The organism is Stenotrophomonas sp. SY1 (assembly GCF_021202945.1).
Lineage (GTDB): Bacteria > Pseudomonadota > Gammaproteobacteria > Xanthomonadales > Xanthomonadaceae > Stenotrophomonas.
In genome coordinates, this window is sequence record NZ_JAJOYR010000002.1 from 1,197,106 (window position 1) to 1,224,097 (window position 26,992).

The window sequence follows — 26,992 nt, forward strand, 5'->3', positions numbered from 1 at the left end:
TGCAGATAATGGAATTGCACCCTGGAACAGCTGTTTATTTCCCCGCCAGTGGCAGCACCTGCGACTGGAAGTCGTACTGCCACTGGTTGAAGTAGAGGTTCCCCCCTTGCCACTCCACTTCACCGCGTTGCAGGTCCACCGTCTCGGAACGGAAATGTTGCTTGGCCGGGACCAACGGCCGTGAATAGTCATCGTTGAAGGCGATGCGATACGCATCCAGCCCACCGAAATAGAAATCGCGCTCGGCCGGCTTGTCGCTGTTCAAGGCACCGGTGCTCACGTCAACCGGCACCCAGCCATAGGGCGCCAGATACACCGCGCCCCAGTCGTGCAGGTTGTTGTAGCCGACCTCGTTGTCCGAATAGACCATGCCCGACTGCCAGCGCGCCGGAATGCCGTTCATGCGCAGCAGCGAAATCAGCAGCAGCGTCTGCTGACCGCAGTCGGCATGGCCGGCGTGCAGCGCGTAATCGGAGATGTTGCTGATGGTCGAATACTCGCGAGCGCCGCCCCACGGAATCTGGTCCACCGCATCGAACAGCTTCTTGGCTACGCGGTATGGATTGGTTTCATTGCCCACCGCCTTGCGCGAGAACTCACGCATGGCCGGGGTGAACACCACATGCGGGGCACGCTCGACCAGGTAGGGCGCCAGCGCCGGATCGGATGGCGTCGGCTGCACCTTGTCCGGGTCGATCACGAAACGACGCGCGGAGATGGTCAGCTCATAGCTCACCGAAAACTCCGTCGGCGTACCGGCCACGGCCTTGCGCTCCAGGTAGGCGGTGCGCTGCAGGGTGTCTTCGGGAGCGATCTGCGCACCGGTCGGCACGCTGCCCAGCCACTGGATGTTCTCCTGCTGACCGGCAATCGAACGCGGGTACGGAATCCACGCACGCACCGTCTCGCCGGCCGGCACCGCATCTGCATCGACCTTGATCGACTGGGTGATGCGAACCCGACGCGGCGCCAGGCTGGTGAGCCCGCTCTGCTCGGCGGCGATGATGACTTCGCCATGATGCGGGCCCAGCCGTTCGTATGGCCCCGGCCTGGAGATGCGCTTGTCGGCCGGGCGGCGCTGGGATGCTTCGGCGCTCAACAGGAACAGATTGCCCGGTGCGCGCTTGAACCAGCGCCGCTGCCCGTCGATGTCCAGGTGCTCGAGCAGCCCGGCGTCATCCCACCTCTTGAATTCTTCATCGCGCAGGTCTGGAACCGACCGGCGCACGGCCGCCTTGGCCTGTGCTTCGTCCAGGGTGAAATCCAGGCGGATGCGGCGCATGCGCTCCTGCTGAAAAGCATAGGCAGCGCGCGTGGCGGCGTCGGTGCCCGGCGCGGCCAGGGCCTTGTCGATCTGCGCCTGCGCACCGGCGAAATCGCCGCGATCCACCTGTGCTGCCAACGCCGGAAGCTGCACCGCAGGCGCCTCCCCGGCTTGCAGGGAACAGGCAATGGCCAAGCCCAGAATTGAAGCCGCCGCCTTGCGGGCGAACGGGGCACGGACAAAGCGGGCAGAATCGACAGGTGAAGCCACGGCAACACATCCAGAGGTGCAGGGTGGGTAACGGTTGTGTAACACGCACCCAGTAGTCGGTCAATAATTTATTCTTGCTTTCACCGATGAAAGGAATAAATATTCCTGAAGCATCTCAGAGGGGAGCTCCAATGAACGCCATCCCGTCGCTGCTTCAGCGCCGACGCCTCGCCCCGCTTTCCCGGGCCTTGATCCTCGCAACGGCGCTATGCGCCGGCCCGGCGTTCGCGCTGTCGCCGCCCCCGCCTGCCAGCGCGCCGTCCCATGCCGGCATCATCGGGCTGGAAGAGAGTTTCCTCGCGCCGCAGCACTGGATCGCGCAGCTGCCCAACCCCGATGCGGTGATCCTGGACCGCGCCGGCATTGCCGCGCAGAACGCGCGCATGCGCCAGCTCGACGGCTCCATTCACGACCTGCGCGCCCTGCCCGCCAACCTGCCGCGCGCATTCGTGGCCGAACAGATCAACGGCATTTCCCGCGCCCCCAGCCGGACCCTGTACGACGTGCAGGGCAAGGAAGTGGGCAGCGCGCAGCTGAAGGCCGTCACCGACAACCTGGCGCTGGACCGCATCGCCGACAACCGCCCGATCCAGTACGGGCTGGTGGTGCACCGCGCTGCGCTGCGGGCGTTCCCGACCGAGCTGCGTGTGTTCAGCAGCAAGGGCGACACCGACATCGACCGCTTCCAGGAATCAGCCCTGTTCCCGGGTGACGCGGTGGCTGTGCTGCATGAGAGCGCCGACGGCAAGTGGGTGTTCGTCAGCAGCGAGCGCTACGCGGCGTGGATGGAAAAGCGTTTCGTCGGCGTTGGCAGCAGCGAGCAGGTGCTCGGCTACGGCCAGAGTGGCCCATACCGGGTCATCACCGGCGCCACTGCACACACCGTGCACACACCCGAAGAACCGCGCGTGTCCGACCTTCAACTGGAGATGGGCGTGCGCGTACCGGTACTCGTCGACTGGCCGGCGATGACGCCGGTCAACGGCCAGCAGGCCCATGCCAGCCACGTGATCCAGCTGCCGGTGCGCAATGACGATGGCAGCCTGGCGCTGGTGCCGGCATTGCTGCCGCGTTCGCAGGACACCGCCTCCGACTACCTGCCGCTGACCCAGCGCAACCTCATCAGCCAGGCCTTCAAGTTCCTCGGTGAGCGCTACGGTTGGGGCCACTCCTACGACACCCGCGATTGCAGTGGCTTCGTCTCGGAGATCTACCGCAGCTTCGGCGTGCTGCTGCCGCGCAATACCAGTGCGCAGGCGATAAGCCCGGCGCTGGACCGCATCGCCTTCAACGACAAGGACGGCAAGAGCAAGCGTGACGCCGCCATCGCCGGCCTGAACGTGGGTGACCTGATCTACATCCCGGGCCACGTGATGATGGCCATCGGCCAGTCCAACGGCATGACCTGGGTGATCCATGACACCTCCGGTGGCAGCTGGTTTGACGCCGGCGGCAAGCGCGTCCACGCCAGCCTCAATGGCGTCTCGGTAACCCCGTTGCAACCGATGATGGCCAGCGACACCGCCAGCTACATCGACCGCATGACCAACATCCAGCGCATCCGCCCACAAGCGACCAAATGAAGATCACCGACATCGAACTGGGCATGCTGCGCGTGCCCCTGAAAACCCCGTTCAAAACCGCACTGCGCACCGTCGAAACGATGGAGGACGTGGTGGTGCTGATCCGCACCGACACCGGCCACACCGGCTATGGCGAAGCACCGCCGACCGCGGTGATCACCGGTGACACCCATGGCTCGATCATCGAAGCCATCAACACCTTCATCAAACCGCGCTTGATCGGCGAGGACATCGCCAACCTCAACCGCATCTGCGGGCTCATCCAGTCCTCGCTGGAGCGCAACACCAGCGCCAAGGCGGCGGTGGAGATCGCGGTCTACGACCTGTGGGCGCAGCTGCACGGCGCGCCGCTGTACCAGATGCTTGGCGGCGGCGACCCGGTGATCACCACCGACATCACCATCAGCGTGGATTACATCGACAAGATGGTGGCCGACTCGTTGTCGGCGCTGGATCGCGGTTTTGAGTCGTTGAAGATCAAGGTGGGCAAGGACATCGGCCTGGACATCGAGCGGGTAAAGGCGATCCATGCCGCCGTCGAAGGCCGTGCGCTGCTGCGCCTGGACGCCAACCAGGGCTGGACCGCCAAGCAGGCGGTGTATGCGATGCGCGAGCTGGAAAATGCCGGCGTGATCCTGGAGCTGCTGGAGCAACCGGTGAAGGCCGCCGACATCGCCGGCATGAAGTACGTGACCGAACGCGTCAACACCCCGGTGATGGCCGACGAGAGCGTGTTCAACCCGAACCAGGTGTTTGACCTGATCCAACAGGGCGCGGCGGACATCATCAACATCAAGCTGATGAAGACCGGCGGCATTTCCAATGCGATCAAGATCGCCGACATCGCCTCGTTGTACGGCGTGCCGTGCATGATCGGCTGCATGCTCGAGTCGAGCATCAGCGTGGCGGCGGCGGTGCACCTGGCGGTGGCCAAGTCCGGTGCCATCACCAAGGTGGATCTGGACGGGCCTTCGTTGAGCCAGTTCAACCCGGTGGAAGGCGGCGTGATCTTCAACGAGTCGGAGATCACCATCACCGACGCGCCGGGCCTGGGCATCATCGAGGTACGCGGCCTGGAGATGATCAAGCCGTGATGGCCACGGCGACAGCAGGCTGCGCAGAAGCAGCTGCTGTTGCTGCCCGAGCGCGCGAGAGTGATTCACACGCAGCACCTGCCAACGCAGGTGCTGTTCTGTTTTGTGGCCCAGCCACAGCCAACCATCGCCAAGCCACCGCTTCAGCCCCCTCCCTTTGGCAAAGCCAAGGGGAGGGTTGGGGAGGGGTGCAGTTGCCTGGATTCGGCTTTGGCTTTGGCTCTGGCTCTGGCTCTGGCTCCGCTCTACCGAGTCCCCTTCCGCAGCGACGGAGCTGGCAGATAAGACCCCGAATGGGGCGACGCACAGGGATGTGCGTCGTTTTTCGACGAGACAGGGATGTCTCGTCGAAAAATCCTGCCAGCGGAGTGGACCCGCGATGCGCAGCATCGTGGGCGCGAAGGCAGGGTGTGCTTTCTTTGGGCCACGTTTCTTTGCACAAGCAAAGAAAGGTGCGCTCGCCCCCTTTCAGGGGGCGAAAGCTCTTGCTCTCACACTTGACACTTGAAACAACATCAAAATCAAAGGCTTTCACTCCCCGTCGGGGAGCGAGTTACTTTTCTTTGCTTGTGCAAAGAAAAGCTAACCAAAAGAAAGCACACCCTGCCTCCGCGCCTTCCGCGCTTCGCGCTACAGATTCACTCCGCCGGCAGGATTTTTCGACGAGACATCCCTGTCTCGTCGAAAAACGACGCACATCCCTGTGCGTCGCCCCATTCGGGGTCTTATCTGCCAGCTCCGTCGCTACGGAAGGGGACCCGGCCAGTCAAAGACATAAACAACAGCACAAACAACTGCAACAACAACGGCAACAGCAGCCGAAGCCAAAGCCGAAGCAACACCTGCCTTCACCCGACTGACGATCCGTTTGCAGCAGGCCTGCCATACGTAACCCGAACAAGCGCAGCACACCTCGCACCCGCTGCCCACAACGCAAAAACCCACGCAGCACCTGCCACACGTCGTCGCCAATCCCTTAGAGTCGCCAACGACCAACCGACATCCCACCCATGCCACCCCTGGTAAAACTCCGCTCAGAACGCGAACAGATGTCGGCCATCGAACGTCGCATCGCCGACTTCATCCTCGACAACGCCCACCTGCTGCGCGACTACTCCTCGCAGCAGTTGGCCAATGCCCTGGGCATCAGCCAGTCCAGCGTCGTGAAGTTCAGCCAGAAACTCGGCTTCAAGGGCTACCCGGATCTGAAGTACTCCGTCGGCGCCGCCGTCGCCCTTGCCGGCAACGGTGAAACCGCCGACTGGCCGCCCGAGGACCAACCCGGTGGCTACCTGCTGGCCGCCGAAACCCTGCGCCGTGCCAAGGTCGCCGCCGAAGAAGAAACCATGGCCGCAAACCCGCAGGCCGATGTGGAAGCAGTGATCGCATTGATCGACACCGCGCCCAAGGTCTTCATCTACGGCCTCGGCGACGATGGCCTGTATGCGCGCGAGTTCGCCATGCGTCTGTCGTTGCTGGGCATCCTCACCGTGCAGCATGCCGATCCCATCCTGATGACCGCCAACCTGTCGGCCGCGCGCCCCGGCGATGTGCTGCTGGTGTTCTCCGAGTTCGGCAAGCTGCCGCAGCTGTGGCAGCTGTCACGGCAGTTCCAGGAAGTGGGCGGCAAGGTGGTTTCGATCACCCGCCACACCGCCAATCCGCTGCGCGCACATGCCGATGCTTCGCTGGTCCTATGCGCGCACGACCCGCAGCCGCAGATCGCGCAACTGCTGTACCGTTGCTCGCTGCAATACCTGCTGGATTTCGTGTTCGTGCTGTTGTGTCAATCCAATCCCGATCGGCAGCGGCAACTGGCAGTGAACCAGGAACGCATCCAGCACCTGATGGACAACTGATAGCCGGAGCCGCCGCCATGCCATCCCTGTTCCATGCCACTGCCCGGCAGCTGCTGTCACCGCTGGTGTGCCTGCTCGCCTTCACCGCGCCGTTCGCTTCCGCCTCGCCGCTGGCCACACCCGTGCACGATGCGCGGCAGCTGGTTGTCGTTACCGCGCCCTCATGGGATGCGCCCTCCGGCCGATTGCAGGCTTTCGAGCGTGGCGACGGTGGCTGGAAACCGCACGCCGCCAGCTTCGACGTATCGCTGGGCCGCACCGGCATCGCGTGGGGCATCGGCCTGCATCCGCAACAGGACAATGGCCCGCAGAAGCGCGAAGGCGACGGCCGCAGCCCAGCCGGCATCTTCAACATCGGGCCCGCGTTCGGCTATGCCGATCATGCCGGCACCGCACTGCCGTACCAGCCGATGCTGGCCACCAGCTACTGCATGGACGTGCCTGCCTCGCCGCTGTACAACCGCATCGTCGACGCCGCAAAGGTTGGCCAAGACGCGGTGAAGGGGTCGACCGAGGCCATGCGCCTGGACCTGCACAACAAGGGCGACATCCGTTACCGCGAAGGCTTCGTCATCGAACACAACCCGGCCAACGTACCCGGCCAGGGCAGCTGCATCTTCGCCCACCTGCGCCGTGCGGCCGGCGAGGCCACCGCCGGCTGCACCGCAATGGAACCCCGGCAGATGAGCGACCTGCTCGCCTGGCTCTCACCGGCGGCCAAGCCGCTGTTCGTGCTGCTGCCCGAAGATGATTACGAACGCCTGCGGCGCAGCTGGGGCCTGCCGGTACTGACGGAGGTCGCACGTTGAGCACGTCCGCACGCCGCTTCACACTCTCCGCGCCGGTCAAGGTGCTGATCGCACTGGTGCTGGCCGCCATCGTCGGCCTGTCGCTGACCGCCCACGATCCCGTATTGGCGCTGCAGGTTGCCGATGTGGTTCGGCCCATTGGCCGGCTCTGGCTCAATGCCCTGCAGATGACGGTGGTGCCGCTGGTCACCGCGCTGGTCATCGTTGGCGTCAACACCGCCAGCAATGCCGCCGCCTCCGGGCGCACGGCGCGCAACGCGATCATCGTGTTCCTGGTGCTGCTGGTCGGCTCGGCCGCGTTTTCGGCGCTGATCACACCGGCCTTGCTCGACCTGGTGCCGCGTGATGCCGGCACCATCCAGACCTTCCGCGATGCCCTGCATTCCTCAGTGACCAAGGGCACGCCGCCCAGTGCCGCGCAGTGGATCAGCTCGCTGATTCCCAGCAACGCCTTGGCCGCCGCCGCATCGGCATCGATGTTGCCGCTGGTGGTGTTCGCCATGTTCTTCGGCTTTGCCCTGAGCCGCCAGGAAGCCGAGCGCCGCGACCGCATCCTGGACATCATCCGCATCGTCGCCGACACCATGATCACCATCGTGCGCTGGGTGTTGTGGGCCGCGCCGGTCGGCGTGTTCGCGCTGGTGCTGGTGGTCTGCGCCGAGGTCGGCATGAGCGTGCTGGGCGTGCTGGGCTACTACATCGTGCTGATGTGCGTGATCTACATCCTGATCACCCTGCTGCTGTACGTGGTGGCCCGCTTCGCCGCCGGCGAGCCGCTGCGCCGCTTCGCCAGCGCACTGGTGCCGGTACAGGTGATCGCCGGCAGCACGCAGTCGTCATTGGCTTCGTTGCCGGCGATGATCGACAGCGCGCGCAACCGCCTGGGCTATCCGGCCGCATTGACCGCGCTGGTGCTGCCGATGGCGGTATCGCTGTTCCGCATCACCAGCCCGGCGCAGTACATCGCCGTGGCGACCTTCATCGCCTGGCTGTACGGCATCGACATTTCCGTCTCGCAGTACGCGGTGGCGGTGCTGCTGGCCGCGGTGATCAGCATGGGCTCCACCGGTCTGCCGGGCCAGGCCAACTTCATGACCAACAACCTGCCGATCACGCAGAGCCTGGGCCTGCCGGTGGAACCGCTGGGCGTGCTGTTGGCGGTGGACACCATTCCGGACGTGTTCTGCACCATCGGCAACGCCACCGGCGGCGTCACCGCCACCGGCATCGTCGCCAGGCATACGCCCACCGCAACCGAACCGGACAGCAATGCGTAGGCAGGGATGAAATCCCGGCCCCTGTAGGAGCGGCGTAAGCCGCGAGGCTGATCAAGCAACCGCAGCCGAATCAATATGCGATTGCATAGAGTCTGCGGGCATTTCGCATGATCAGCTTCGCGGCTTGCGCCGCACCTACAGGCACCCCAGCACCGGGATGACGCCCTGCCTCATCCCGGTGTGTGTTCTACCCCAGATAAGGTGGCGACGATGGTGTGCCCTGCTCGGCATCGGCCGACATCACGTCACGCGTGTTCTTCTGTACCGCCACAGCACTGAACAAAGCCAATGTGAACGCCATGCCGTAGAAGCCCTTCTCACTAAGCGTCATGCCGGCATTCCACAAACCAATCACCAACAAAAACAATGCAGCCATCAGCGCGAACCAAGCCAGGCTGTAGTAAAGCCCACTGACCCGGATGCCTTCCAGCCGATCACGCAAACTCTTCTGCAGCGATACGGCTGCGAACAGGCCAAACAGCAGCAATGTCAGGTAATAGCCCTTCTCATTGAGCTGCATCTGCGCATTGAACAGGCCTACCAGGTAGGCCGCAGCACCCAGCAGCAACGCTGTCCACGATGCGGCGATGAACGCGACCGAAGGCCGATGTACTTGATGACCCATCAAAATCTCCTTTTTTATTTACATACCGCGCATCACCCATGAGCGCGCTTGCGCCACCTTAGGTGATTGCGCTCGGCACTCCCACTCAAAACGCCAGCACATTTGACAGACATGCTGTAAAACACGCATCGGATACCCGTTTCCGCTACCGGAGATCACCATGCGCCGTCCGTTGCTGCTTTCCATGACCCTGGCACTTGCCCCCGCGCTGATAACTGCGGCCTGCGCCAAGGCCCCCGCCGACCCGGCCGCCGAAGCGGCGGTCAAACAGGCGCAGTGGCCGTTCACCGTTACCGAGAACGGCAGCTTCAAGGAGCCCTGGGCGATGACGTTCCTGCCCGATGGCAGCGCGCTCATCACCGAGAAGGCCGGCAAGCTGATTCACTTCAACCCGGCAACCGGCAAGCGTGGCGAGATCAGCGGCGTGCCGGCGGTGGCCTACGGTGGCCAGGGTGGTTTTGGCGATGTGATCGCCCACCCGCAGTTCGCCAGCAATGGGCTGGTCTATTACAGCTACGCCGAGGAAGGCCCGGACGACACCCGTGGCGCCGCCGTGGCGCGCGCCAAACTGGTGCTCGATGCCAACGGTGGTGGTCAGCTGACCGACGCGCAGGTGATCTGGCGGCAGACGCCCAAGGTCACCGGCCGTGGCCATTACGGCCACCGCATGACCTTCGGCCCGGACGGCAAGCTGTGGATCAGCTCCAGCGAGCGGCAGAAGTTCGACCCGGCCCAGGACATGAAGAGCAACCTGGGCAAGATCATCCGCCTCAACGAAGACGGCAGCATTCCGGCCGACAACCCGTTCGTTGCCCAAGGCTCGCCGGCTGACCAGGTCTGGTCGCTGGGCCATCGCAGCGTGCTGGGCATCGCCTTCGATGCCAACGGCAAGTTGTGGGAACACGAAATGGGCCCGAAGGGCGGCGATGAGCTGAACCTGATCCAGCGCGGTGGCAACTACGGCTATCCCATCGTCTCCAACGGCGACCATTACGACGGCCGCCCGATTCCCGACCATGACACCCGCCCGGAATTCATCGCGCCGGTGGTGACCTGGCGCCAGGTGATCTCCCCGGCCGGCTTCGTCATCTACAACGGCACGCAGTTCCCGCAATGGCAGGGCAGCGGCTTCATCGGTGGCCTGTCGTCCATGTCGCTGGTGCGCGTGGCCTTCGACGGCGACAAGGCGCGCGAAGCCGAACGCTTCGACATGGGCAACCGCATCCGCGAAGTGGAACAAGGCCCGGACGGCGCACTGTGGCTGCTGGAAGACGGCAAGGACGGATCGGAAGGCCGCCTGCTGAAGCTCACGCCCAAAGCCGGTTGAGCCACACGCCGCCGTTATCTGTAGGAGCGGCTTCAGCCGCGAAGCTGACGCCGCTCCAGGCCTGCACGATCTCAGCGATTGCATCACGCGTTGTCGGTGGTGCAGTCGCAAGCGTCCTGAGCGTTTCCCGCCACCGACTTCGCGGCTCACGCCGCTCCTGCCGGGCAAGGCTGTTGTAGGAGCGGCGTGAACCGCGAAGCTGAAGGTGCTTCAGCTCGACGCCACAACAGCAATTGCACAGCACGCTTTCGATGGTGCAATCACCAGCGGATGATGGTTGCCCATCTCCGGCTTCGTGGCTGAAGCCGCTCCTGCCGCATCACCTCATTCGCCCAGCAGCTCGAACGTCACCGCCTCACCACTGGCCGACGAGGCGCATACCCAGACATCGAACAGGCCCGGCTCGGCCTCGAACGCTTCATACACGCCGGTGAACGCCAACTGTTCGCGCACCAGACGGAACTGCACCTGCGTCGATTCACCCGGCGCCAATGCGATCTTGCGGAAGTCCTTCAACTCGCGCACCGGGCGCACGCGGCTGGCAACGCGGTCATGCACGTACAGCTGCACCACTTCCTCACCGGCCACCGCACCGGTGTTGGTCACGGTGGTGGTGATGAGCAGTTCACCGTCCCAATCCAGCTGCGCTGCACTCAGCTGCGGCGCGCCATAGGCAAATGTCGTGTAAGCCAGGCCATGGCCGAACGCATACAACGGCGCATTCGGAATCTCCCGCCAGCGTGCCTTGAACTCCGACATGGCCGGCAGCTCCGGGCGGCCGGTACGCGGATGGTTGTAGAAGTACGGCTGCTGCCCCGAGGCCAACGGGAAACTCACCGGCAACCGCGCCGACGGGCTGTAGTCACCGAACAACACATCGGCCACCGCATGGCCGGTCTGCGTGCCCAGGTACCACGTCACCGCGATCGCCTGCGCATCACGCACGGCACCGTGCAGCGCCAATGCCCGCCCATTGCGCAGCAGCACCACCAGCGGCGTGCCGGTCGCGGCAATGGCCTCGGCCAATGCCTGCTGCACTGGCGGCAAGGTGATTTCGATACGCGATTGCGCTTCGCCGCTGTAACGCTGCGGCTCGCCCAGCGCCAGCACCACCACATCGGCGCGGCGCGCGGCAGCCACGGCGGCATCGATACCGCCATCCAGCGGTGCCTCCAGGTCACAGCCCGGGACGATCTCCAGCATCGCGTCGTCGTCCAGCGCCGCGCGTACGCCGGCTTCCAGGGTGACGTAACGCGACTTGTCGCCGAACAGCGTCCAGCAGCCTTCGATGTTGTCGCGGTCCTGCACGAAGGGGCCGATCAATGCGATCTTCTGCCCGCGCTTGCGCAATGGAAGCAGCGAGGTTTCGTTCTTGAGCAGCACGATCGAACGCCGTGCCGCATCGCGCGACAACGCATCATGCGCGGCGATATGCGCCTGGTCCGCTTCACGGGCCGGGTCCAGCGAGCGGTACGGGTCCTCGAACAGGCCCATCGCTTCCTTCAGCCGCAGGATGCGCCGCACCGATTCGTCCAGCACCGACATCGGCACTTCACCGGCCTCCACCAGTCCGGCCAGGTGGCGGTCGTAGAAGCCGCTCTGCATGCTCAGGTCCAGCCCGGCAAGGAAGGCCTTGCAGGTCGCATCCACTTCATCAGCGGCGTAGCCGTGCGCGACCAGCTCCATGTCGGCGGTGTAATCGGACACCACCACGCCGTCGAAGCCCCACTCATACCGCAGCAGTTCGGTCAGCAGCGCGCGATTGGCACTGGCCGGCACCCCGTTGATGTCATTGAAGGCACTCATCAGCGACAACGCGCCGGCCTCCAACGCAGCCTTGAACGGCGGCAGATGGATGTCGCGCAGACTCTGCGGCGAGATATCCACCTGCGCGTACTCCATGCCACCGGCCACCGCGCCATAGGCGGCAAAATGCTTGGGCGTGGCCAACAACGAATCGGCAGCCTTCAGGTCATCGCCCTGGAAGCCGCGCACCCGCGCAGCGGCGAAGGCACAACCCAGCACCACATCCTCGCCTGCACCTTCAGCGCCCCGGCCCCAGCGCTGGTCGCGGGCAATGTCCACGGCCGGTGCGTAGGTCCAGTGGATGCCGGCGGCAGTGGCTTCGATGGCGGTGGCACGCGCGGTACGGCGGGCCAGGTCCGGTTCGAAGCTGGCCGCTTCGCCCAGCGGAATCGGGAACACCGTGCGCATGCCATGGATCACATCGGCGGCCAGCGCCACCGGGATTCCCAGCCGGCTCTGTTCCACCGCCACCTGCTGGATGCGTCGCCCGGCCTCGGCACCGACCCCGTTGAACAGCGAACCGACGCGGCCGGCGCGCACCTGCTCCAGCACCTGCTCGGCGTTGCGCACATTGGCTTCGGGGTTCACGTCCGGCGCGAACGGCCGGACCATGTCGGCAAACACGCCCAGCTGGCCGACCTTCTCTTCGAGGGTCATGCGGGCGATCAGGGATTCAATGCGGTCGGGGGCCACCAGCAGTCCTTCAGACAAACGCGTACAAAGCGCGGATTCTAGCGCCAGCGCCGTTAACTGACCGCCGGCCGGTCGTGCCGAGCCATGCCCGGCATGCGTCACCGGCAGCCCCCCCCGCGCAGCATGGCTGTGCCCTACCCGGCCTGCTCGCGCGCAGCCATCAACATGGCGTCACTGGATTCCTGGAACACGCGCAGGCCGAACTCCGGCAGGATCGCCAGCAGGTGGTCGAACACGTCCGACTGGGTGGCTTCGTACTGCGCCCACGCGGTGGAGGCGGTGAAACAGTAGATTTCCAGCGGCAGCCCCTGCGGGGTGGGTGCCATCTGCCGCACCAGCAGGGTCATGCCCTGGTGGATGCCGGCATGGCTGCGCAGGTAACGCTCCACGTAGGCACGGAAGGTGCCCAGGTTGGTCAGACGGCGGGCGTTGACCGGCTCCGGATGTGCCTGCGCCACCTTGGCATTCCACTGCTGCAGCTCCTGCTGCTTGCCGGCAAGGTAGTCGTCCAGCAGCGCGAACTGGCCCAGCCGCTCCAGCCCCGGCGCCTCAAGAAAGCGCACGCTGTGCTGGTCCAGGTAGATCGAACGCTTGATCCGGCGCCCGCCCGACTCCTGCATGCCACGCCAGTTCTTGAACGACTCGGTGACCAGCTTCTTGGTCGGGATGGTGGTGACCGTCTTGTCCCAGTTCTGCACCGTGACCGTATGCAGGGCGATGTCGATCACATCACCATCGGCGTTCTGGCTGGGCATTTCGATCCAGTCGCCGATGCGCACGCGGCCATCGCCGCTGATCTGCACGCTGGCCACCAGCGACAGGATGGTGTCCTGGAAAATCAGCATGAACACCGCCGTGGCCGCGCCCAGCCCGGTGATCATGTGCAACGGTTTCACCCCGACCAGCGTTGCCACGATGGTCAAACCGGCAAGCACGAACACTACGATCTTGACCACCTGCAGGTAGCCCTTGATCGGCTTGTTGCGGGCGTCGGCACGGCGCTCGTAGAAATCGTTGAACACGTCCAGCGCGTGTGACACCGCCAGGGCAATGGTCAGCACCGTCCACGCGTGGCACAGCGCCTGGAGCACCCCGACCAGTTTCGGCGGCAGTTCCGGCACGATGCTCAGACCGGTGGCCAGCACCACCGACGGCACGATGTTGGACAACCGTGCGATCACCCGCAGCGGTTGCTTGGCATTGTGGTCAGGGCCGGAAAAACGTTCGATCGCGCGGTGCAGGCCACGCAGCAGAATGCGCTTGGTGATGAAGTTGGCCAGCCATGCCACCAGCACCAGTGCCGCCAGCACCAGCGCCGGATACGCCATTGGATACGGCGCCAGCGCATTTTCCAACTGGCCCAGCCACTGGATTCCCGTTACCGCCATCTGTTTCTTTTCCTTCTGTCTGAAAAACCTGCACTCCGGCGCACACTGGCACGGAATTGGCGCAGAAGGTTAACCGTCGTTTCGCGAACGCTCGATGATCACGCCCACCGCGCGCGCGCCGCGCACCGCACCGGGCTTGCTCAACTTCAGGCGCAGCCACTGCACGTTGAATTCGTCCAGCACGATCTGCGCGCAACGCTCGGCCAGCGTCTCCACCAGGCCGAAATCCGATGCACGCACGAACTCCATCAGGCGCTTGCTGACCGCCTTGTAGTTGAGCGTGTGGGCAATGTCGTCGGTGGCAGCGGGCTTGCGGTTGTCGAAGCCCATTTCCAGGTCGAACACCAGCGTCTGGCGGATGCGTCGCTCCCAGTCGTAGATGCCGATCAGGGCGTCGATCTCGAGCCCTTCGATGAAAACCTTGTCCATAGTTGAAGCGGGTAACCGGATAGGGGAACGGGCAATGTTACGTGCAGGGGCGTTAAAGCGAGCGGAGATTCGGATGGGGCAACCGGCAACTCCGCATGCAGCGTCAACGCACGGACGCGTTGCTCAATGCGGCGCAGAGGCAGCGGACGGGATTTCCATCCACTGGCCACCGGCGCCTTTCATGACGCCCTATTCCGCGTTGTCTGCAACCAAAGGCGGCAACGAAGCCATGTCCCAGCGCGGCGTGACCTTCACTTCCGGCGGGCTGTGCTGGCCGGCCTGCAGGCGCAGTGCGCCGGCGAAGGCGATCATCGCGCCGTTGTCGGTGCACAACGCCGGGCGCGGGAAGCACACGCGGCCGCCACGGCGTTGCGCGGCGTCCTGCAACTTGGCGCGCAGGCGCTTGTTGGCGCCGACGCCACCGGCCACCACCAGCACGTCGCAACCAGCCGCATCCAGCGCGCGTTGGCACTTGATGGCCAGCGTATCGACCACCGCATCCTCGAAACCACGGGCGATATCGGCGCGGGTCTGCTCGCTCTGGTCGCTGTCGCGCCAGGCCAGCAGCACCTGGGTCTTCAAGCCGGAGAAGCTGAAATCCAGGCCGGGCCGGTCGGTCATCGGCCGGGCAAACTTGTAGCGGCCCGGCGTACCGATCTCGGCCAGCTTGGCCAGCTGCGGGCCACCGGGATACGGCAGGCCCATCAGCTTGGCGGTCTTGTCGAAGGCTTCGCCGGCGGCATCGTCCAGGGTTTCGCCCAGCAGCCGGTACTTGCCGATGGCGTCGACCGCGATCAGCTGGGTATGGCCACCGGACACCAGCAAGGCCACGAACGGCGGCTCCGGCGGGTCATCTTCCATCAGCGGCGCCAGCAGGTGGCCTTCCATGTGGTGTACGCCGATGGCCGGCACATCCAGGCCCCAGGCCAGCGCGCGCGCCACCCCGGCCCCTACCAGCAAGGCACCAACCAGGCCGGGACCGGCCGTGTAGGCCACCCCGTCAATGTCGGAAATGGCGATGCCGGCTTCGTCCAGCGTCTGCCGGATCAGCGGCAAGGTCTTGCGGACATGGTCGCGGCTGGCCAGCTCGGGCACCACGCCACCGTATTCGGCGTGCAGCGCTATCTGGCTGTACACGGCGTGCGCGCGCAGCGCCGCAGCGCCGGACAGCGCCGTGTCGTAGACGGCTACGCCGGTCTCATCGCAGGATGATTCAATGCCAAGAACTTTCATGGAGGCCATTGTGAACCTCTCCAGCCTCCCGGCAAACCCCGAGGGACTTGCACCCATTTTCAAAGGGACTATAATGCGCGGCTCGCCGGGCGTGACCCGGTTTCATTGTGTCCCGGAGATTCCATGCCCAGCGTTAAAGTCCGCGAGAACGAGCCCTTCGAGTTTGCTCTTCGCCGCTTCAAGCGCACTTGCGAAAAGGCCGGCGTGCTGGCCGAAACCCGCAAGCGCGAGTTCTACGAAAAGCCGACCCAGGAACGCAAGCGCAAGGCCGCTGCTGCCGTGAAGCGCCAGCTGCGTCGTTCCTCGCGCGACGTCACCAAGCGTCAGCGCCTGTACTGATCGGACGCGATTCCTGAACGGGGAACCTCGGTTTCCCATTCTGGAGTGAAAGCCGGCACGCGCAAGCGTAGCCGGCTTTTTGCGTTCCCGCTCCCTATTGTTCCCACGATCCCGCAACGAGGTGATCCATGAGCCTGAAACAACAGCTGACCGATGACATGAAGGCCGCCATGAAGGCCGGCGACAAGCACTCCCTGGGCGTGATCCGCCTGATCAACGCTGCCATCAAGCAGCGTGAAGTGGACGAGCGCATCGAGCTGGACGACGCGGCGGTGATCGCCGTGCTGGACAAGATGGTCAAGCAGCGCAAGGACTCGGTCACCCAGTTCGAAGCAGCCAGCCGTGAAGACCTGGCGGCGATTGAGCGCGAGGAGATCGTGGTCATCGAACGCTATGTGCCGGCCAAGATGGGCGAAGCCGAGATCCAGGCCGCCATTGCTGCCGCTGTGGCCGAAACCGGCGCCGCCTCGGCCGCCGACATCGGCAAGCTGATGGGTGTGCTCAAGCCCAAGCTGGCCGGCCAGGCCGACATGGGCCTGGTGTCCAAGCTGGTCAAGCAGGCACTGGCCGGCTGATCCGGCCCGTCAGGATGCATGCCGGAGGCCCGCTGCGAAGCGGGCCTCTTGCGTTTCAGCCATTCAGGCCATTGCGCCACCACAGGAGCGCCTTCAGATGCGAAGCACACGCCCTGCCCGTTTGCGGACAACTCCCGTGCCCGGATGGGTTTTCGGCTTCGCGGCCGAGCCGCTCCTACGGGCAGACAAGGCCGGCTTCACCCTGCTTTTTCCATCACATCGCTTAACGTGGTGCGCCTGCCGTGCCCTGCGACCGCAATGCCCTTTCCGGATTCCGACACGCTCAAGCGACACCTGGAACAGCTGCAGCAAAGCCTTCCCGCCGCGCTGGCCCGCCGCTTCGTCGAAACCAACGTGATGACCCAGGCCGCATCGCTGGCCTTCTACACCCTGCTTTCGCTGGCACCCTTGCTGGTGCTGCTGCTGTGGCTGACCGCCTCGCTGTATCCGCCAGCGCAACAGGCGCTGATCGAACAGATCGGCTCGCTGGCCGGCCCCAGCGTGGCCGAGGTCGCGCGCACGGTCATCGCCAATGCCAGCGCGCAACCGGACCTGGGCTCACTGGCCGGTGTGTGGAGCCTGATTCTGCTGTTCGTCGGCGCCACGGTGGTGTTCGCCCAGCTGCAGAGCGCGTTGAACCTGATCTTCCACTCCGACTCGCGGCGCTTCGAGGGCATCCTTGGCTGGCTGAAGAAGCGCGTGTTCTCGGCCGGCGTGGTGCTGGCACTGGGTTTCCTGCTGATCGTCTCGATGGTGGCCACCACCGCGTTGCAGGTGGTATTCGCGCACCTGCCCTCGGTGCTGCCGGCAGTGGCCTACCTCAGCACCGTGCTGCTGTACGCGCTGGGCTTTGCCTTCCTTTACCACTACCTGCCCGACCGCCCGGTCAGCTGGCGCCAGGCGTTCCTCGGCGGCGCCATCACCGCGGTGCTGTTCGTGCTGGGGCGCTATGCGATCGGCCTGTACATCGCCAATGCGGCGCCGGGCAGCGCCTACGGCTCAATGGGCACGCTGGTGATCATGCTGGTGTGGATCTACTACGCCAGCGTGGTGTTCTTCGGCGGCGCGCTGATCACCGCAGTGATTGACGAGCGGGCGCGGGCCCGGCACGAAACCGCTGCCGCTACCAACGTGGACATCAACGGCTAAGGGCGCACCCCTCCCCAACCCTCCCCTTGGCTGCGCCAAAGGGAGGGAGCGGTTCGCGGTGATCTGCAAGTCCGTCACGCATGGCTTCCTCCCTTTGGCACAACCAAGGGGAGGGGGCGGTTCGCAGTGATCTGCAGGTGCGCCACGTATGGCTCCCTCCCTTTGGCGTAGCCAAGGGGAGGGCTGGCTGGGGAGGGGTGCTTCGGCGACCAAGCCCGACGCAGGCGAGTACACTTCTCCCCCATCCCTGTTGTGTGCCCCGCCCTCCGGCGGCGCTGTTCATTGCCGCATGGCCCGACTCCCCGACGCGTTCATCGACGACCTGCTTGCCCGCACCGACATTGTCGAGGTGGTCAACTCGCGCGTGCCGCTCAAACGCAAGGGCAAGGAATACGAAGCGCGCTGTCCGTTCCATGACGAACGCTCGCCCAGCTTCTACGTCTCGCCGACCAAGCAGTTCTACCACTGCTTCGGCTGCGGCGCGCACGGCACGGCAATCAGCTTCCTGATGAACTACGACCGCCTCGAATTCCTCGATGCGGTGGACGAACTGGCCAAGCGCGTGGGCATGGAAGTGCCACGTGAGAGCAACCCGCGCAGCCAACAGCAGCAGGACGACAGCCGCGACCAGTACTCCGCGCTGGATGCCGCCAGCCGTTTCTTCCAGAAACAACTGGAAGGCAGCGACAAGGCCCGTGCCTACCTGGACAGCCGTGGCGTCGATGCCGACACCCGCGCGCGCTTCTCCATCGGCTACGCACCGGACGGCTACAGCGCGTTGAAGGACGCGCTGGGCAAGGACGAGCGGCGCATGAAGCTGCTGGACCGCGTCGGCCTGTTCTCCAAAAATGATCGCGGCCATGTCTACGACAAGTTCCGCGACCGGGTGATGTTCCCGATCTTCGACCGCCGTGGCCGCGTCATCGCCTTCGGCGGCCGGGTCATGGAAAAGGACGACGGCCCCAAGTACCTCAACTCGCCGGAAACCGCGCTGTTCCACAAGGGCCGCGAACTGTACGGCCTGTGGCAGGTGCGCCAGGCCAACCAGAAGATCGAACGGCTGATCGTGGTCGAGGGCTACATGGACGTGGTCAGCCTGTTCCAGTTCGGCGTCACCCAGGCGGTGGCGACGCTGGGCACGGCGACCACGCCGGACCATGCCGAGCTGCTGTTCCGCAACGCACCGGACGTCTATTTCTGCTTCGATGGCGACAACGCCGGTCGCAAGGCTGGCTGGAAGGCGCTGGAATCGGCGCTGCCGCGCATGAAGGACGGCCGCCAGGCGTTCTTCCTGTTCCTGCCCGATGGCGAAGACCCGGACACCATTGTGCGCAAGGAAGGTGCCGACGCGTTCGATGCACGCCTGAAGCAGGGCACGCCGCTGTCGCAGTTCTTCTTCGACGAACTCAGCCGCGAGATCAACCTCGGCACGCTCGACGGCAAGGCACGCCTGGCCGAACGCGCAAAACCAATGCTGGCGCAGATTCCCGATGGTGCGTTCGGCGACCTGATGAAGCAGGAGCTGGCACGCCTGACCGGCATCGGCGCCAACACGTCCAACCCGGCCCCTGCCGCAGCACGCCCGCCGATGCGCGGCAATGCGATGCCGGCGCAGAAACGCAGCCTGGTGCGTGCGGCCATCGCCATCCTGTTGCAGCAACCTTCGCTGGCAATGAACCTGGAAGGCCACCACGCCATCGGTGGCCTGCGCCTGCCCGGCATCGAACTGCTGGTCGAACTGCTGCAACTGGTGGAGCAGCGCCCTGACATCAGCACCGGCGCGTTGCTTGAACATTTCAACGAACGCGAAGAACAGGGCGCACTGCACAAGCTCGCCGCCATGGCCATGCCCGGTGATGACGCCAGCTGGGCGCAGGAACTGCAGGACGCCATCCATCAGCTGGAGAAACAGCTGCTGCAACAACGGTTCGAGGAGCTGCAGGCCAAGCAGCGACAGCAGGGACTGGACCCTGCTGACAAGTACGAGTTGCAGGAGCTGTTCAAGGCGCTCCGGGCCACGATGGTTTCATCCCGTAACGGAGCACCGTGATGTTTGCCTGCCGCTTGCTGCTGTCGATCCTTCTGGCCTCGCCTATGGTTGCATCGGCGGCCGAGGCCACTTTGCGCCAGCCGCGCCCGAACCTGATCACCGCCGGCCAGCCCAGCGCCCAGCAACTGCGCGATGCCGCCGCCTCCGGCGTCACCACCGTCATCGACCTGCGCCAGCCCGACGAAGACCGTGGCTTTGATGAAGCCGCACTGGCCGAGCAACTGGGGCTGCGCTACGTGCGCCTGCCCATTGCCGGCGCCAGCGGCATCACTGCCGACAACGCGCGCACACTGCAACGCCTGCTCAAGCAGGACAAAGGCACCACCCTGCTGCACTGCGCCTCTAGCAATCGCGCTGGCGCGCTGTTGTCGTTGATCAACGCCGGCATCGAAGGCGCACCGGTGGAAGCGGCATTGCAACTGGGCCGTGATGCCGGCATGACCTCGCTGGAGGCAGCCGCGCGCGACGCGCTGGAAAATCCCGCATCGCTCCCGGCCAGCAAGAAGCCGCCCACGCCCTGATCCGTTAACGCCGACATCCGCCACCCAGGAGGCCCATGCCAATGACCCGCTGGTGGTCGCGACTGCGACCGGACAACTTCACCCTCGCCCTGCTCGGCACCATCGTGCTCGCCACCGTCTTGCCGATGACCGGCGCGGCGGCACGCGGCTTCGACCACTTCACCGACTTTGCCATTGCCGCGCTGTTCTTCCTGCACGGCGCACGCCTGCCGCGCGAATCGATCATCGCCGGCATGCTGCACTGGCGCCTGCATGTGGTAATCCTGGCCTGCACGTTCGTGTTGTTTCCGCTGCTGGGGTTGGCGTTCAAGCCACTGTCCGGCTGGGCGCTGACACCGGACCTCTACATCGGCGTGTTGTTCCTGTGCGCCCTGCCCTCCACCGTGCAGTCCTCGATCGCCTTCACCTCGATGGCCGGTGGCAACGTACCGGCAGCAGTGTGCGCTGCTTCGCTGTCGAGCATCCTCGGTGTGTTCCTGACCCCGCTGCTGATGACCGTGCTGGCCGGCTCGCAGGGCGGCATGGCCAACCCGCTGCACGCGGTCGGCGCGATCATGCTGCAGCTGCTGGTGCCGTTCGTCGCCGGTCATCTGCTGCGGCCGTGGATCGCCCACTGGGTGGAGAAGCGACGCGCCTTGCTGCGCTTCACCGACCAGGGCACGGTGCTGCTGGTGGTGTATGCCGCGTTCGGTGAGTCGGTCAACGAAGGGCTGTGGAGCAAGACGCCGGTCGTTTCGCTGCTGACCGCTGCGCTGGTTGCAGTGGTGCTGCTGGCCATCGCCATGCCCGGCATCACCTGGCTGGCGCGGCGCCTGGGCTTCAGCCGTTACGACGAGATTCCCATCGTCTTCTGCGGCTCCAAGAAGAGCCTGGCCACCGGCGTGCCGATCGCCAAGGTGCTGTTCGCCGGCGGCAGCCTCGGCGCGATCGTGCTGCCGATCATGATCTACCACCAGATCCAGCTGATCGTGTGTTCGGTGGTTGCACAACGTTATGCGCGGCAGGCAGCCAACGCGGAAAAGGTCTAAGCCGCGCTGCCGTAGGAGCGGCCTCGGCCGCGAAGCCGACATTCCATCCGGTCAAGGCGAAGCTCGCCCACAGATCGCTGGATTGCGGATTCCATTCGTGGAGGAAGGACTCTTGGCTTCGCGGCCAAGGCCGCTCCTACGACAGTGCGCGGGCTACGCCTTTCGTCACAGCGCCCTGCAACCACAAACGGCAGAAGCACTTTCCTGCTTCTGCCGTTCCGGTTACTGCGGTCCTGCGCTTACCGGTGCCTGCGTCACAGCCAGGGCATCAACCAATGGTCCACCAGCAGGAAGGCGAACAGCGCCATCAGGTAGACGATGGAATAGCCGAACATCTTCATGTTGAACATCTCGTCCGGCGGGTTCTGCATCTTCCACGCGTACCAGAGGAACACGATGTTCAGCACGGTGGCGCCACCCAGATAGAACATGCCGCTCATGCCGATGACCACCGGCAGCATCGTCACCACCGCCAGCACCACCGAGTAGGCCAGGATCTGCTTGCGCGTGTGCGGCACGCCGTGGGTCACCGGCAGCATCGGCACGTCGGCCTTGGCGTAGTCGGCGCGGCGGAAGATCGCCAGCGCCCAGAAGTGCGGCGGCGTCCAGATGAAGATGATCAGCACCAGCAGCGAGGCATAGGCCCAGTCGGAACTGCCCTGCATGCCGGTGATCGCCGCCCAGCCCAGCAGCGGCGGCGTGGCACCGGCAAGACCACCGATGACGATGTTCTGCGAGGTCGCACGCTTCAGATACACGGTGTAGATCACCGCGTAGCCGATCAGCGAGGCGAAGGTCAGCACCGCGGTGATGACGTTCACCCACAGCACCAGGATGGTCATCGACAACGCGGTCAACGCACCGGCAAACACCAGCACCTGCCGCGGTGACACCTTGCCCACCACCAGCGGCCGCCACGAGGTACGCGCCATCTGCGCATCGATGCGCGCATCCAGCAGCTGGTTGATGGCCGCAGCTGCAGCCGCGGCCAGCCAGATGCCCAGAAAGCCCAACGCACCGGAAACCACCTGCGCGGTGGTCGGCAACGCAGGAATGGCCAGGCACATGCCCACCAATGCGGTGAACACGATCAAGGCCACCACCTTGGGCTTGGTCAGATCCCAATAATCACGCCACGTCGTCTTCATGCCATCACTCCGGTGCGCGCAGTCGCGCCAGCAGCGTGATCAGCACGAACAACAAGGCCACCGCACCACCGCTGTGCATCACCGCCACGACCAGCGGCAGTGCCAGCTTGACGTTGAGGATGCCCAGGGTGATCTGCAGCACGATCAACACGCCCAGCGTCGTCGCCCAGCCGCGCATGCCCGGCAGGCGGAGCATCCGCACCGACAGCACCAGCAGATACAGCGCGACCAGCACGGCCATCATCCGGTGCGCCATCTGGATGGCGATGCGCGATGCGCCATCGAGCACGCCACCTTCATAGTCCACACCGATGCCCCGCCACAGGGTGAAGCCTTCGACGTAGTTCTGTTGCGGCCACCACTGGCTCACGCAACGCGGGAAATTGTCCAGCGAAACGCTGCCACCGCCGCAGGCCAACGCCGCATAGTTCGCGCTGACCCAGCCGCCAAGGGCGATCTGCAGCACCACCAAGGCAACGCCGGCACGCAGCCACCAGCGCAGGCGCGGCGCCTCGGCCAAGGTGATCGGCAGGTGCGTGGCCTTCCATGCCATCCATACCAGCAAGCCGAACATCAACATGCCGCCGAGCAGATGGCCCATCACCACGATGGGCTTGAGCAGCAGGGTCACCGTCCACATGCCCAGCAGCGCCTGGAAGATCACCACCACCAAGGTGAGCGTCGCCACCCGTGCCAGGTCGACGTTGGACCAGCGCAATGCAGCCAGCAGCAACACGAACACACCGCCAAGCGCGACCACCGCCGAGGCGCCGTACCAGTACATTGCCTGCACCGGCAGGCTGTCGAGCGCACCGGCACCGAAAACGTTGTGGGCAACATGGCTGCCCATCATGTACAGCGGTATCGCCAGCGCCACCAGCACCGAGGCGGTGACGATCTGCGACACGCCACGCTTGCGCCGGCGCGCGGCCAGCAGCGCCAGAATCAGTACTTCAACGCCCAACAGGCCAGCCAGGAAACGGTGCACCTGCTCCCGCCAGGCCTTGTGGCTTTCCAGCGGACGGATCTCGCTGGCCACGTGCTGGGCCGCTTCCATCTGCGTCTGCGGCCAGGTCACCCGGCCGTAGCAGGTCGGCCAGTCCGGGCAGCTCAATCCGGCATCGGACAGCCGCACGAACGAGCCGAACATGATCGTGCTGGCGGTCATGATCAGTGCGAACCACGCCAGGCGGTGGAAATTGCGATACAGCGCCGGACGCGCGGTGGCATTCATCGAACGGGACTCACTTCAGTTTCAACAGCCTGGAAAGGTCGGCCCGCAACCCGCCCGGTTCAAAACCCGGCGCATAGCGCAACACCACAAAGCCATTGGGATCAATCACATACACCGGGGTGCCGGCCGGGTCATCAACCCCCGGCAGTTGTGCCCGGAACGCGGGCTGGGCCTGTAGCACCTTCAGTGCCGGCAGTGCCGCCACCTGTGCAGGGGGCGTACCCAGCCACAATATCTCGACATTATCGGCGTTATGGCCGAACAGCTGCCACACCTTGTCCAACTGCTGCGACAAAGTGACGCAGGCCGGGGCGCAATCGGCTGCCGGCGCCACCAGGATGCGCCAGTGACGTGCAGGCGGATTCCATTCGTAGGGCTGACCGTCGGCCAGCAGCAGGCGTTGCTCGCGCAGGTCCAGCGCAGGCTCGTACAGCGGCCCGTGGTTGCGGTTGATCTGCGGCGTCCAGCCGGAGAAGCGCAGGATGCCGGCCAGGGCCATCGACCCGAAGAACATCACGAAGATCAGGATCAGCACCCTGCGCCCGCGGTTGCGTACGGCGAGCTGCTCGGGCGTAAGGGCATTCATGCGTGGCATTTCCCGTGTGGCTGTGTGGATGTGGACGAAAGCGGAAGCACCAGCAAAGGCCCCCCTCCCCAGCCCTCCCCTTGGCTGCGCCAAAGGGAGGGCTGGGGAGGGGTGCTCTGAAGTATTGCCGAGCACAGCATCACCGCCGCGCCTCCCGCCGCCGACGACGCCACTGCAGCAACCCGGCAATGACCAGCACCGCCAGCGCCAGGCCGAACCATTGCACCGCATAACCGAGATGGCGCGAAGGCGGCAAGGTATTGGGCAGCAACTCAAGGTCGCGCGTGTAACCCAGCGACAACGCCGGATCCAGCCGCAACACACGCGACGCGGGCTCGTCCAGCCCCAGACCCAGTTGCGCGCCGATGGCCGGCAGATCGATCCGCGTGGCCAGCCAGACATCAGGCTGCGCGGTAGCGGCCATAGCCGGCCCCAGTGCCAATCCGGTGGAAGGCGCAGGTGCCCATAGCCCTTCCAGATCATGTTGCCCCTGCTGCGGCACCAGCGCCGGCATGCGCCGGTCGCCCGGCAGCGGCAACCAGCCCAGATCGACCAGCACCACCGGCCCTGCCTGCGCACGTGCGGGCTGGTACACCTTCACCCCGGCGCGGCCATCACGCAGCTGGTTATCGAGCAGCACCGTGCCCGGCAGAAATTGCAGACGATCCTTCACCCAATGCAGGGTCTGCGGCAGGCGCCCGGCTTCGGCCAGGGTCACTGCGGCATCACGGCCAGGGGGCAATTGCGCCAGCAACGCCTGCTTGTCGTGCATGCGTTGCAGCTGCCAGAAACCGAAGCCGCAGAACAAGGCCGCCACCGCCAGCGCCAGCACCCACCAACCCCACCGCGTCGTGTGCTGTCGCGTCATGACAAGCCGGCCCGGGCAAGGTGATATAGCGTTGCCCAATCACCCATCGAGCCCTGAATGAACGATTCGTTGAAGACCCTGCTGGTAGTCGCGTTTCTGATCGTCATCATCTGGAATCTGGGGGCCGGCCTTTATTACCTGATGATCGATCGTGGCCAGACCAAACGCACGGTCAACGCGCTGACTCGGCGCATCGTGCTTTCAGTGGTGCTGATCCTGCTGGTGATCTTCGGCATCTACAGCGGCTGGATCAGGCCGCATGGGGTGTGAGTTGAAGGTGGGGTTGGCAACGACGTGATGGGGAATAGCTGGAGCGCAGGCCGCATGACATCAGCGCCAACCAATCCCCCATCCCGGACACCCAATCCCTGCCCTCAAAGCACGTAAACGAACAGGAACAGCATCAGCCACACCACGTCGACAAAGTGCCAGTACCACGCAGCCGCTTCAAAGCCGAAGTGGTTGTCGCGGGTGAAATGGCCCTTGGCCGAACGCAGCCACATCACGATCAACATGATGGTGCCCAGCGCCACATGGGCACCGTGGAAGCCGGTGAGCATGAAGAAGGTCGAGCCATAGATGCCCGAGCCCAGGGTCAGGTTCAACTCCTTGTAGGCGTGGATGTACTCCTCGGCCTGGAATGCAAGAAACACGCAGCCCAGCACCACCGTCGCTCCCAGCCAGATCAGCAGCTGCTTGCGGTTGCCGGCCTTGAGCGCGTGGTGGGCGATGGTCAGGGTCACGCCGGAACTCAGCAGGATCAACGTATTGATCAGCGGCAGGCCCCACGCCGGAATGGTCTGGAACGCACCACCGATGTCGGCCGGGCCGTTGGTCGGCCACGCAGCTGAAAAGCCATCCCACAGATGCTCATTGGTCAGCACGCCGTGGCCTTCACCGCCCAGCCACGGCAGGCCCAGGTTGCGGGTGTAGAACAGCGCACCGAAGAACGCGCCGAAGAACATCACCTCGGAGAAGATGAACCACACCATCCCCATCCGGAACGAGCCGTCCACCTGGCGGTTGTAGCTGCCGGCCTCCGATTCGCGGATGACATCGCCGAACCAGAGAAACAGGGTGAATACCAGCATCGCCAGCCCGGCGAAGAAGGTCCACCGCCCCCAGCTGGCATCGTTGAGCCAACTGGCCACTCCCACCATCAGCACCAGCATGGCGATCGAGCCGACGAAAGGCCACTTGCTGTGGCTCGGCACGAAATAGACGTTGGCATCAGGTGTGTTGTGGGCCATGTCGTTTGCTTCCAGGTCCGTGATCAGGGAGCTGCATGCGCTGCGCCCTCGGCCGAAGCCGGGGCCAGCTGCTCAGTCAGCGCATCATTCTTGTAGAACGTGTAGGACAAGGTGATGGTCTTCACGTCGGCCGGCAGATCCGGATCGACGATGAAGCGCACCGGCATCTCACGCTGCTCACCGGCCTGCAGCGTCTGGGCGGTGAAGCAGAAGCATTCGGTCTTGTTGAAGAAGCCCGAAGCACGCGCCGGCGCCACCGACGGCACCGCGCTTCCCACCATCGCCCGCTCGCTCTGGTTGCGCGCAAAGTACATCGCTTCGTTCAACTCGCCCGGCACCACGTCCATCGTCAGCTGTTCCGGATGGAACGCCCACGGCAACTTGGAATTGACGCCGCCGTCGAACTCGACGCGCACCGTTCGCTTGACCGTGGCCGGCCCCACCTGCGCTGCGGTAGATTGACTGGCGCCGCGCTCAAGCCGCACGCCAAACACTTTCTCGCAGGCGATGCGGTACAGCGGCACCAGCGAGAAGGTCAGCACGAACACCCCCAGCGCCACGCCGATCAGCCGGACCATACCGGCATT

At 64.8% G+C, this 26,992-nt stretch carries 24 protein-coding genes and 1 pseudogene; 13 read left to right on the forward strand and 12 right to left on the reverse strand.

Features of this window, described 5'->3' with window-relative positions; translation table 11 throughout:
• Window positions 1-34: 34 nt before the first annotated feature.
• A complete protein-coding gene (locus LR961_RS16970; RefSeq protein ID WP_232151181.1) occupies window positions 35-1,354 on the reverse strand; it encodes a transglutaminase-like domain-containing protein in 1,320 nt (439 codons plus the stop codon).
• 311 nt (window positions 1,355-1,665) lie between these two features.
• On the opposite strand from LR961_RS16970, the gene LR961_RS16975 reads away from it, so the two are divergent.
• From LR961_RS16975 to LR961_RS16995, 5 genes are all read left to right on the forward strand, one after another.
• Window positions 1,666-3,117: an SH3 domain-containing protein gene (locus LR961_RS16975; protein WP_232151108.1), complete on the forward strand. Its 1,452-nt coding sequence runs from the start codon at window positions 1,666-1,668 to the stop codon at window positions 3,115-3,117.
• Entirely contained in the window at window positions 3,114-4,211 is a 1,098-nt protein-coding gene (locus LR961_RS16980; protein WP_232151109.1) for a dipeptide epimerase, read from the forward strand. Before LR961_RS16975 ends, LR961_RS16980 begins: the two co-directional genes overlap by 4 nt.
• 1,010 nt (window positions 4,212-5,221) lie before the next feature.
• Window positions 5,222-6,070 carry a MurR/RpiR family transcriptional regulator gene (locus LR961_RS16985; RefSeq protein WP_232151110.1) on the forward strand — a complete coding sequence of 283 codons (849 nt, stop codon included), beginning with the start codon at window positions 5,222-5,224 and terminating at the stop codon, window positions 6,068-6,070.
• Between the two features lie 17 nt (window positions 6,071-6,087).
• Window positions 6,088-6,879 (forward strand): hypothetical protein, encoded by a 792-nt coding sequence (locus LR961_RS16990; protein WP_232151111.1) that lies wholly within the window; start codon window positions 6,088-6,090, stop codon window positions 6,877-6,879.
• Window positions 6,876-8,156, forward strand: a complete 1,281-nt coding sequence (locus LR961_RS16995; RefSeq protein ID WP_232151112.1) for a dicarboxylate/amino acid:cation symporter — start codon at window positions 6,876-6,878, stop codon at window positions 8,154-8,156. Before LR961_RS16990 ends, LR961_RS16995 begins: the two co-directional genes overlap by 4 nt.
• 187 nt (window positions 8,157-8,343) lie before the next feature.
• Here LR961_RS16995 and yiaA read toward each other — a convergent pair whose 3' ends face one another.
• On the reverse strand, window positions 8,344-8,781 hold the full coding sequence (gene yiaA, locus LR961_RS17000) for an inner membrane protein YiaA (RefSeq protein WP_232151113.1): 438 nt from the start codon (window positions 8,779-8,781) through the stop codon (window positions 8,344-8,346).
• Window positions 8,782-8,941: 160 nt separating this feature from the next.
• Here yiaA and LR961_RS17005 point away from each other — a divergent pair, with 160 nt between their 5' ends.
• Entirely contained in the window at window positions 8,942-10,108 is a 1,167-nt protein-coding gene (locus LR961_RS17005) for a PQQ-dependent sugar dehydrogenase (RefSeq protein WP_232151114.1), read from the forward strand.
• Window positions 10,109-10,432: 324 nt separating this feature from the next.
• Here the strand turns inward: LR961_RS17005 and LR961_RS17010 are convergent, their stop codons facing one another.
• From LR961_RS17010 to tsaD, 4 genes are all read right to left on the reverse strand, one after another.
• Entirely contained in the window at window positions 10,433-12,607 is a 2,175-nt protein-coding gene (locus tag LR961_RS17010; RefSeq protein WP_232151115.1) for a glycoside hydrolase family 3 N-terminal domain-containing protein, read from the reverse strand.
• Between the two features lie 134 nt (window positions 12,608-12,741).
• The gene (locus LR961_RS17015; protein WP_232151116.1) at window positions 12,742-13,995 is read right to left on the reverse strand and encodes a mechanosensitive ion channel family protein; all 1,254 of its coding nucleotides are present in this window, start codon (window positions 13,993-13,995) and stop codon (window positions 12,742-12,744) included.
• 69 nt (window positions 13,996-14,064) lie between these two features.
• Complete coding sequence (gene folB / locus LR961_RS17020) at window positions 14,065-14,424, reverse strand: dihydroneopterin aldolase (protein ID WP_232151117.1); 360 nt, start codon at window positions 14,422-14,424, stop codon at window positions 14,065-14,067.
• A 189-nt stretch (window positions 14,425-14,613) separates the two neighbouring features.
• On the reverse strand, window positions 14,614-15,657 hold the full coding sequence (gene tsaD, locus LR961_RS17025; RefSeq protein ID WP_232151182.1) for a tRNA (adenosine(37)-N6)-threonylcarbamoyltransferase complex transferase subunit TsaD: 1,044 nt from the start codon (window positions 15,655-15,657) through the stop codon (window positions 14,614-14,616).
• A 123-nt stretch (window positions 15,658-15,780) separates the two neighbouring features.
• Here tsaD and rpsU point away from each other — a divergent pair, with 123 nt between their 5' ends.
• The 6 genes and pseudogenes from rpsU (at window position 15,781) to LR961_RS17055 (ending at window position 21,319) form a co-directional block, all read left to right on the forward strand.
• Complete coding sequence (gene rpsU / locus LR961_RS17030) at window positions 15,781-15,996, forward strand: 30S ribosomal protein S21 (RefSeq protein WP_002808376.1); 216 nt, start codon at window positions 15,781-15,783, stop codon at window positions 15,994-15,996.
• 128 nt (window positions 15,997-16,124) lie between these two features.
• Window positions 16,125-16,571 (forward strand): GatB/YqeY domain-containing protein, encoded by a 447-nt coding sequence (locus LR961_RS17035; RefSeq protein ID WP_232151118.1) that lies wholly within the window; start codon window positions 16,125-16,127, stop codon window positions 16,569-16,571.
• Between the two features lie 258 nt (window positions 16,572-16,829).
• Window positions 16,830-17,675 (forward strand): annotated as a pseudogene (locus LR961_RS17040) (YihY/virulence factor BrkB family protein); the annotation flags it as partial.
• A gap of 334 nt (window positions 17,676-18,009) precedes the next feature.
• Window positions 18,010-19,770, forward strand: coding sequence for a DNA primase (dnaG, locus tag LR961_RS17045; RefSeq protein WP_232151120.1), 1,761 nt, complete (start codon window positions 18,010-18,012; stop codon window positions 19,768-19,770).
• A gap of 44 nt (window positions 19,771-19,814) precedes the next feature.
• On the forward strand, window positions 19,815-20,291 hold the full coding sequence (locus LR961_RS17050) for a sulfur transferase domain-containing protein (RefSeq protein WP_232151183.1): 477 nt from the start codon (window positions 19,815-19,817) through the stop codon (window positions 20,289-20,291).
• A gap of 41 nt (window positions 20,292-20,332) precedes the next feature.
• Window positions 20,333-21,319 carry a bile acid:sodium symporter family protein gene (locus LR961_RS17055; RefSeq protein ID WP_232151184.1) on the forward strand — a complete coding sequence of 329 codons (987 nt, stop codon included), beginning with the start codon at window positions 20,333-20,335 and terminating at the stop codon, window positions 21,317-21,319.
• Window positions 21,320-21,573: 254 nt separating this feature from the next.
• Here the strand turns inward: LR961_RS17055 and cyoE are convergent, their stop codons facing one another.
• From cyoE to LR961_RS17075, 4 genes are all read right to left on the reverse strand, one after another.
• Complete coding sequence (gene cyoE, locus LR961_RS17060; protein ID WP_232151121.1) at window positions 21,574-22,467, reverse strand: heme o synthase; 894 nt, start codon at window positions 22,465-22,467, stop codon at window positions 21,574-21,576.
• A gap of 4 nt (window positions 22,468-22,471) precedes the next feature.
• Complete coding sequence (locus tag LR961_RS17065; protein ID WP_232151122.1) at window positions 22,472-23,701, reverse strand: COX15/CtaA family protein; 1,230 nt, start codon at window positions 23,699-23,701, stop codon at window positions 22,472-22,474.
• Window positions 23,702-23,711: 10 nt separating this feature from the next.
• Complete coding sequence (locus tag LR961_RS17070) at window positions 23,712-24,296, reverse strand: hypothetical protein (protein ID WP_232151123.1); 585 nt, start codon at window positions 24,294-24,296, stop codon at window positions 23,712-23,714.
• 130 nt (window positions 24,297-24,426) lie between these two features.
• A complete protein-coding gene (locus tag LR961_RS17075; RefSeq protein WP_232151124.1) occupies window positions 24,427-25,155 on the reverse strand; it encodes an SURF1 family protein in 729 nt (242 codons plus the stop codon).
• 57 nt (window positions 25,156-25,212) lie between these two features.
• Here LR961_RS17075 and LR961_RS17080 point away from each other — a divergent pair, with 57 nt between their 5' ends.
• A complete protein-coding gene (locus LR961_RS17080; protein ID WP_232151125.1) occupies window positions 25,213-25,425 on the forward strand; it encodes a twin transmembrane helix small protein in 213 nt (70 codons plus the stop codon).
• Window positions 25,426-25,529: 104 nt separating this feature from the next.
• On the opposite strand, the gene LR961_RS17085 is transcribed toward LR961_RS17080, so the two are convergent.
• Together LR961_RS17085 and LR961_RS17090 are read right to left on the reverse strand one after the other, a co-directional pair.
• Window positions 25,530-26,405, reverse strand: a complete 876-nt coding sequence (locus LR961_RS17085) for a cytochrome c oxidase subunit 3 (RefSeq protein ID WP_232151126.1) — start codon at window positions 26,403-26,405, stop codon at window positions 25,530-25,532.
• Between the two features lie 23 nt (window positions 26,406-26,428).
• A complete protein-coding gene (locus LR961_RS17090) occupies window positions 26,429-26,983 on the reverse strand; it encodes a cytochrome c oxidase assembly protein (protein ID WP_232151185.1) in 555 nt (184 codons plus the stop codon).
• Window positions 26,984-26,992 lie beyond the last annotated feature (9 nt).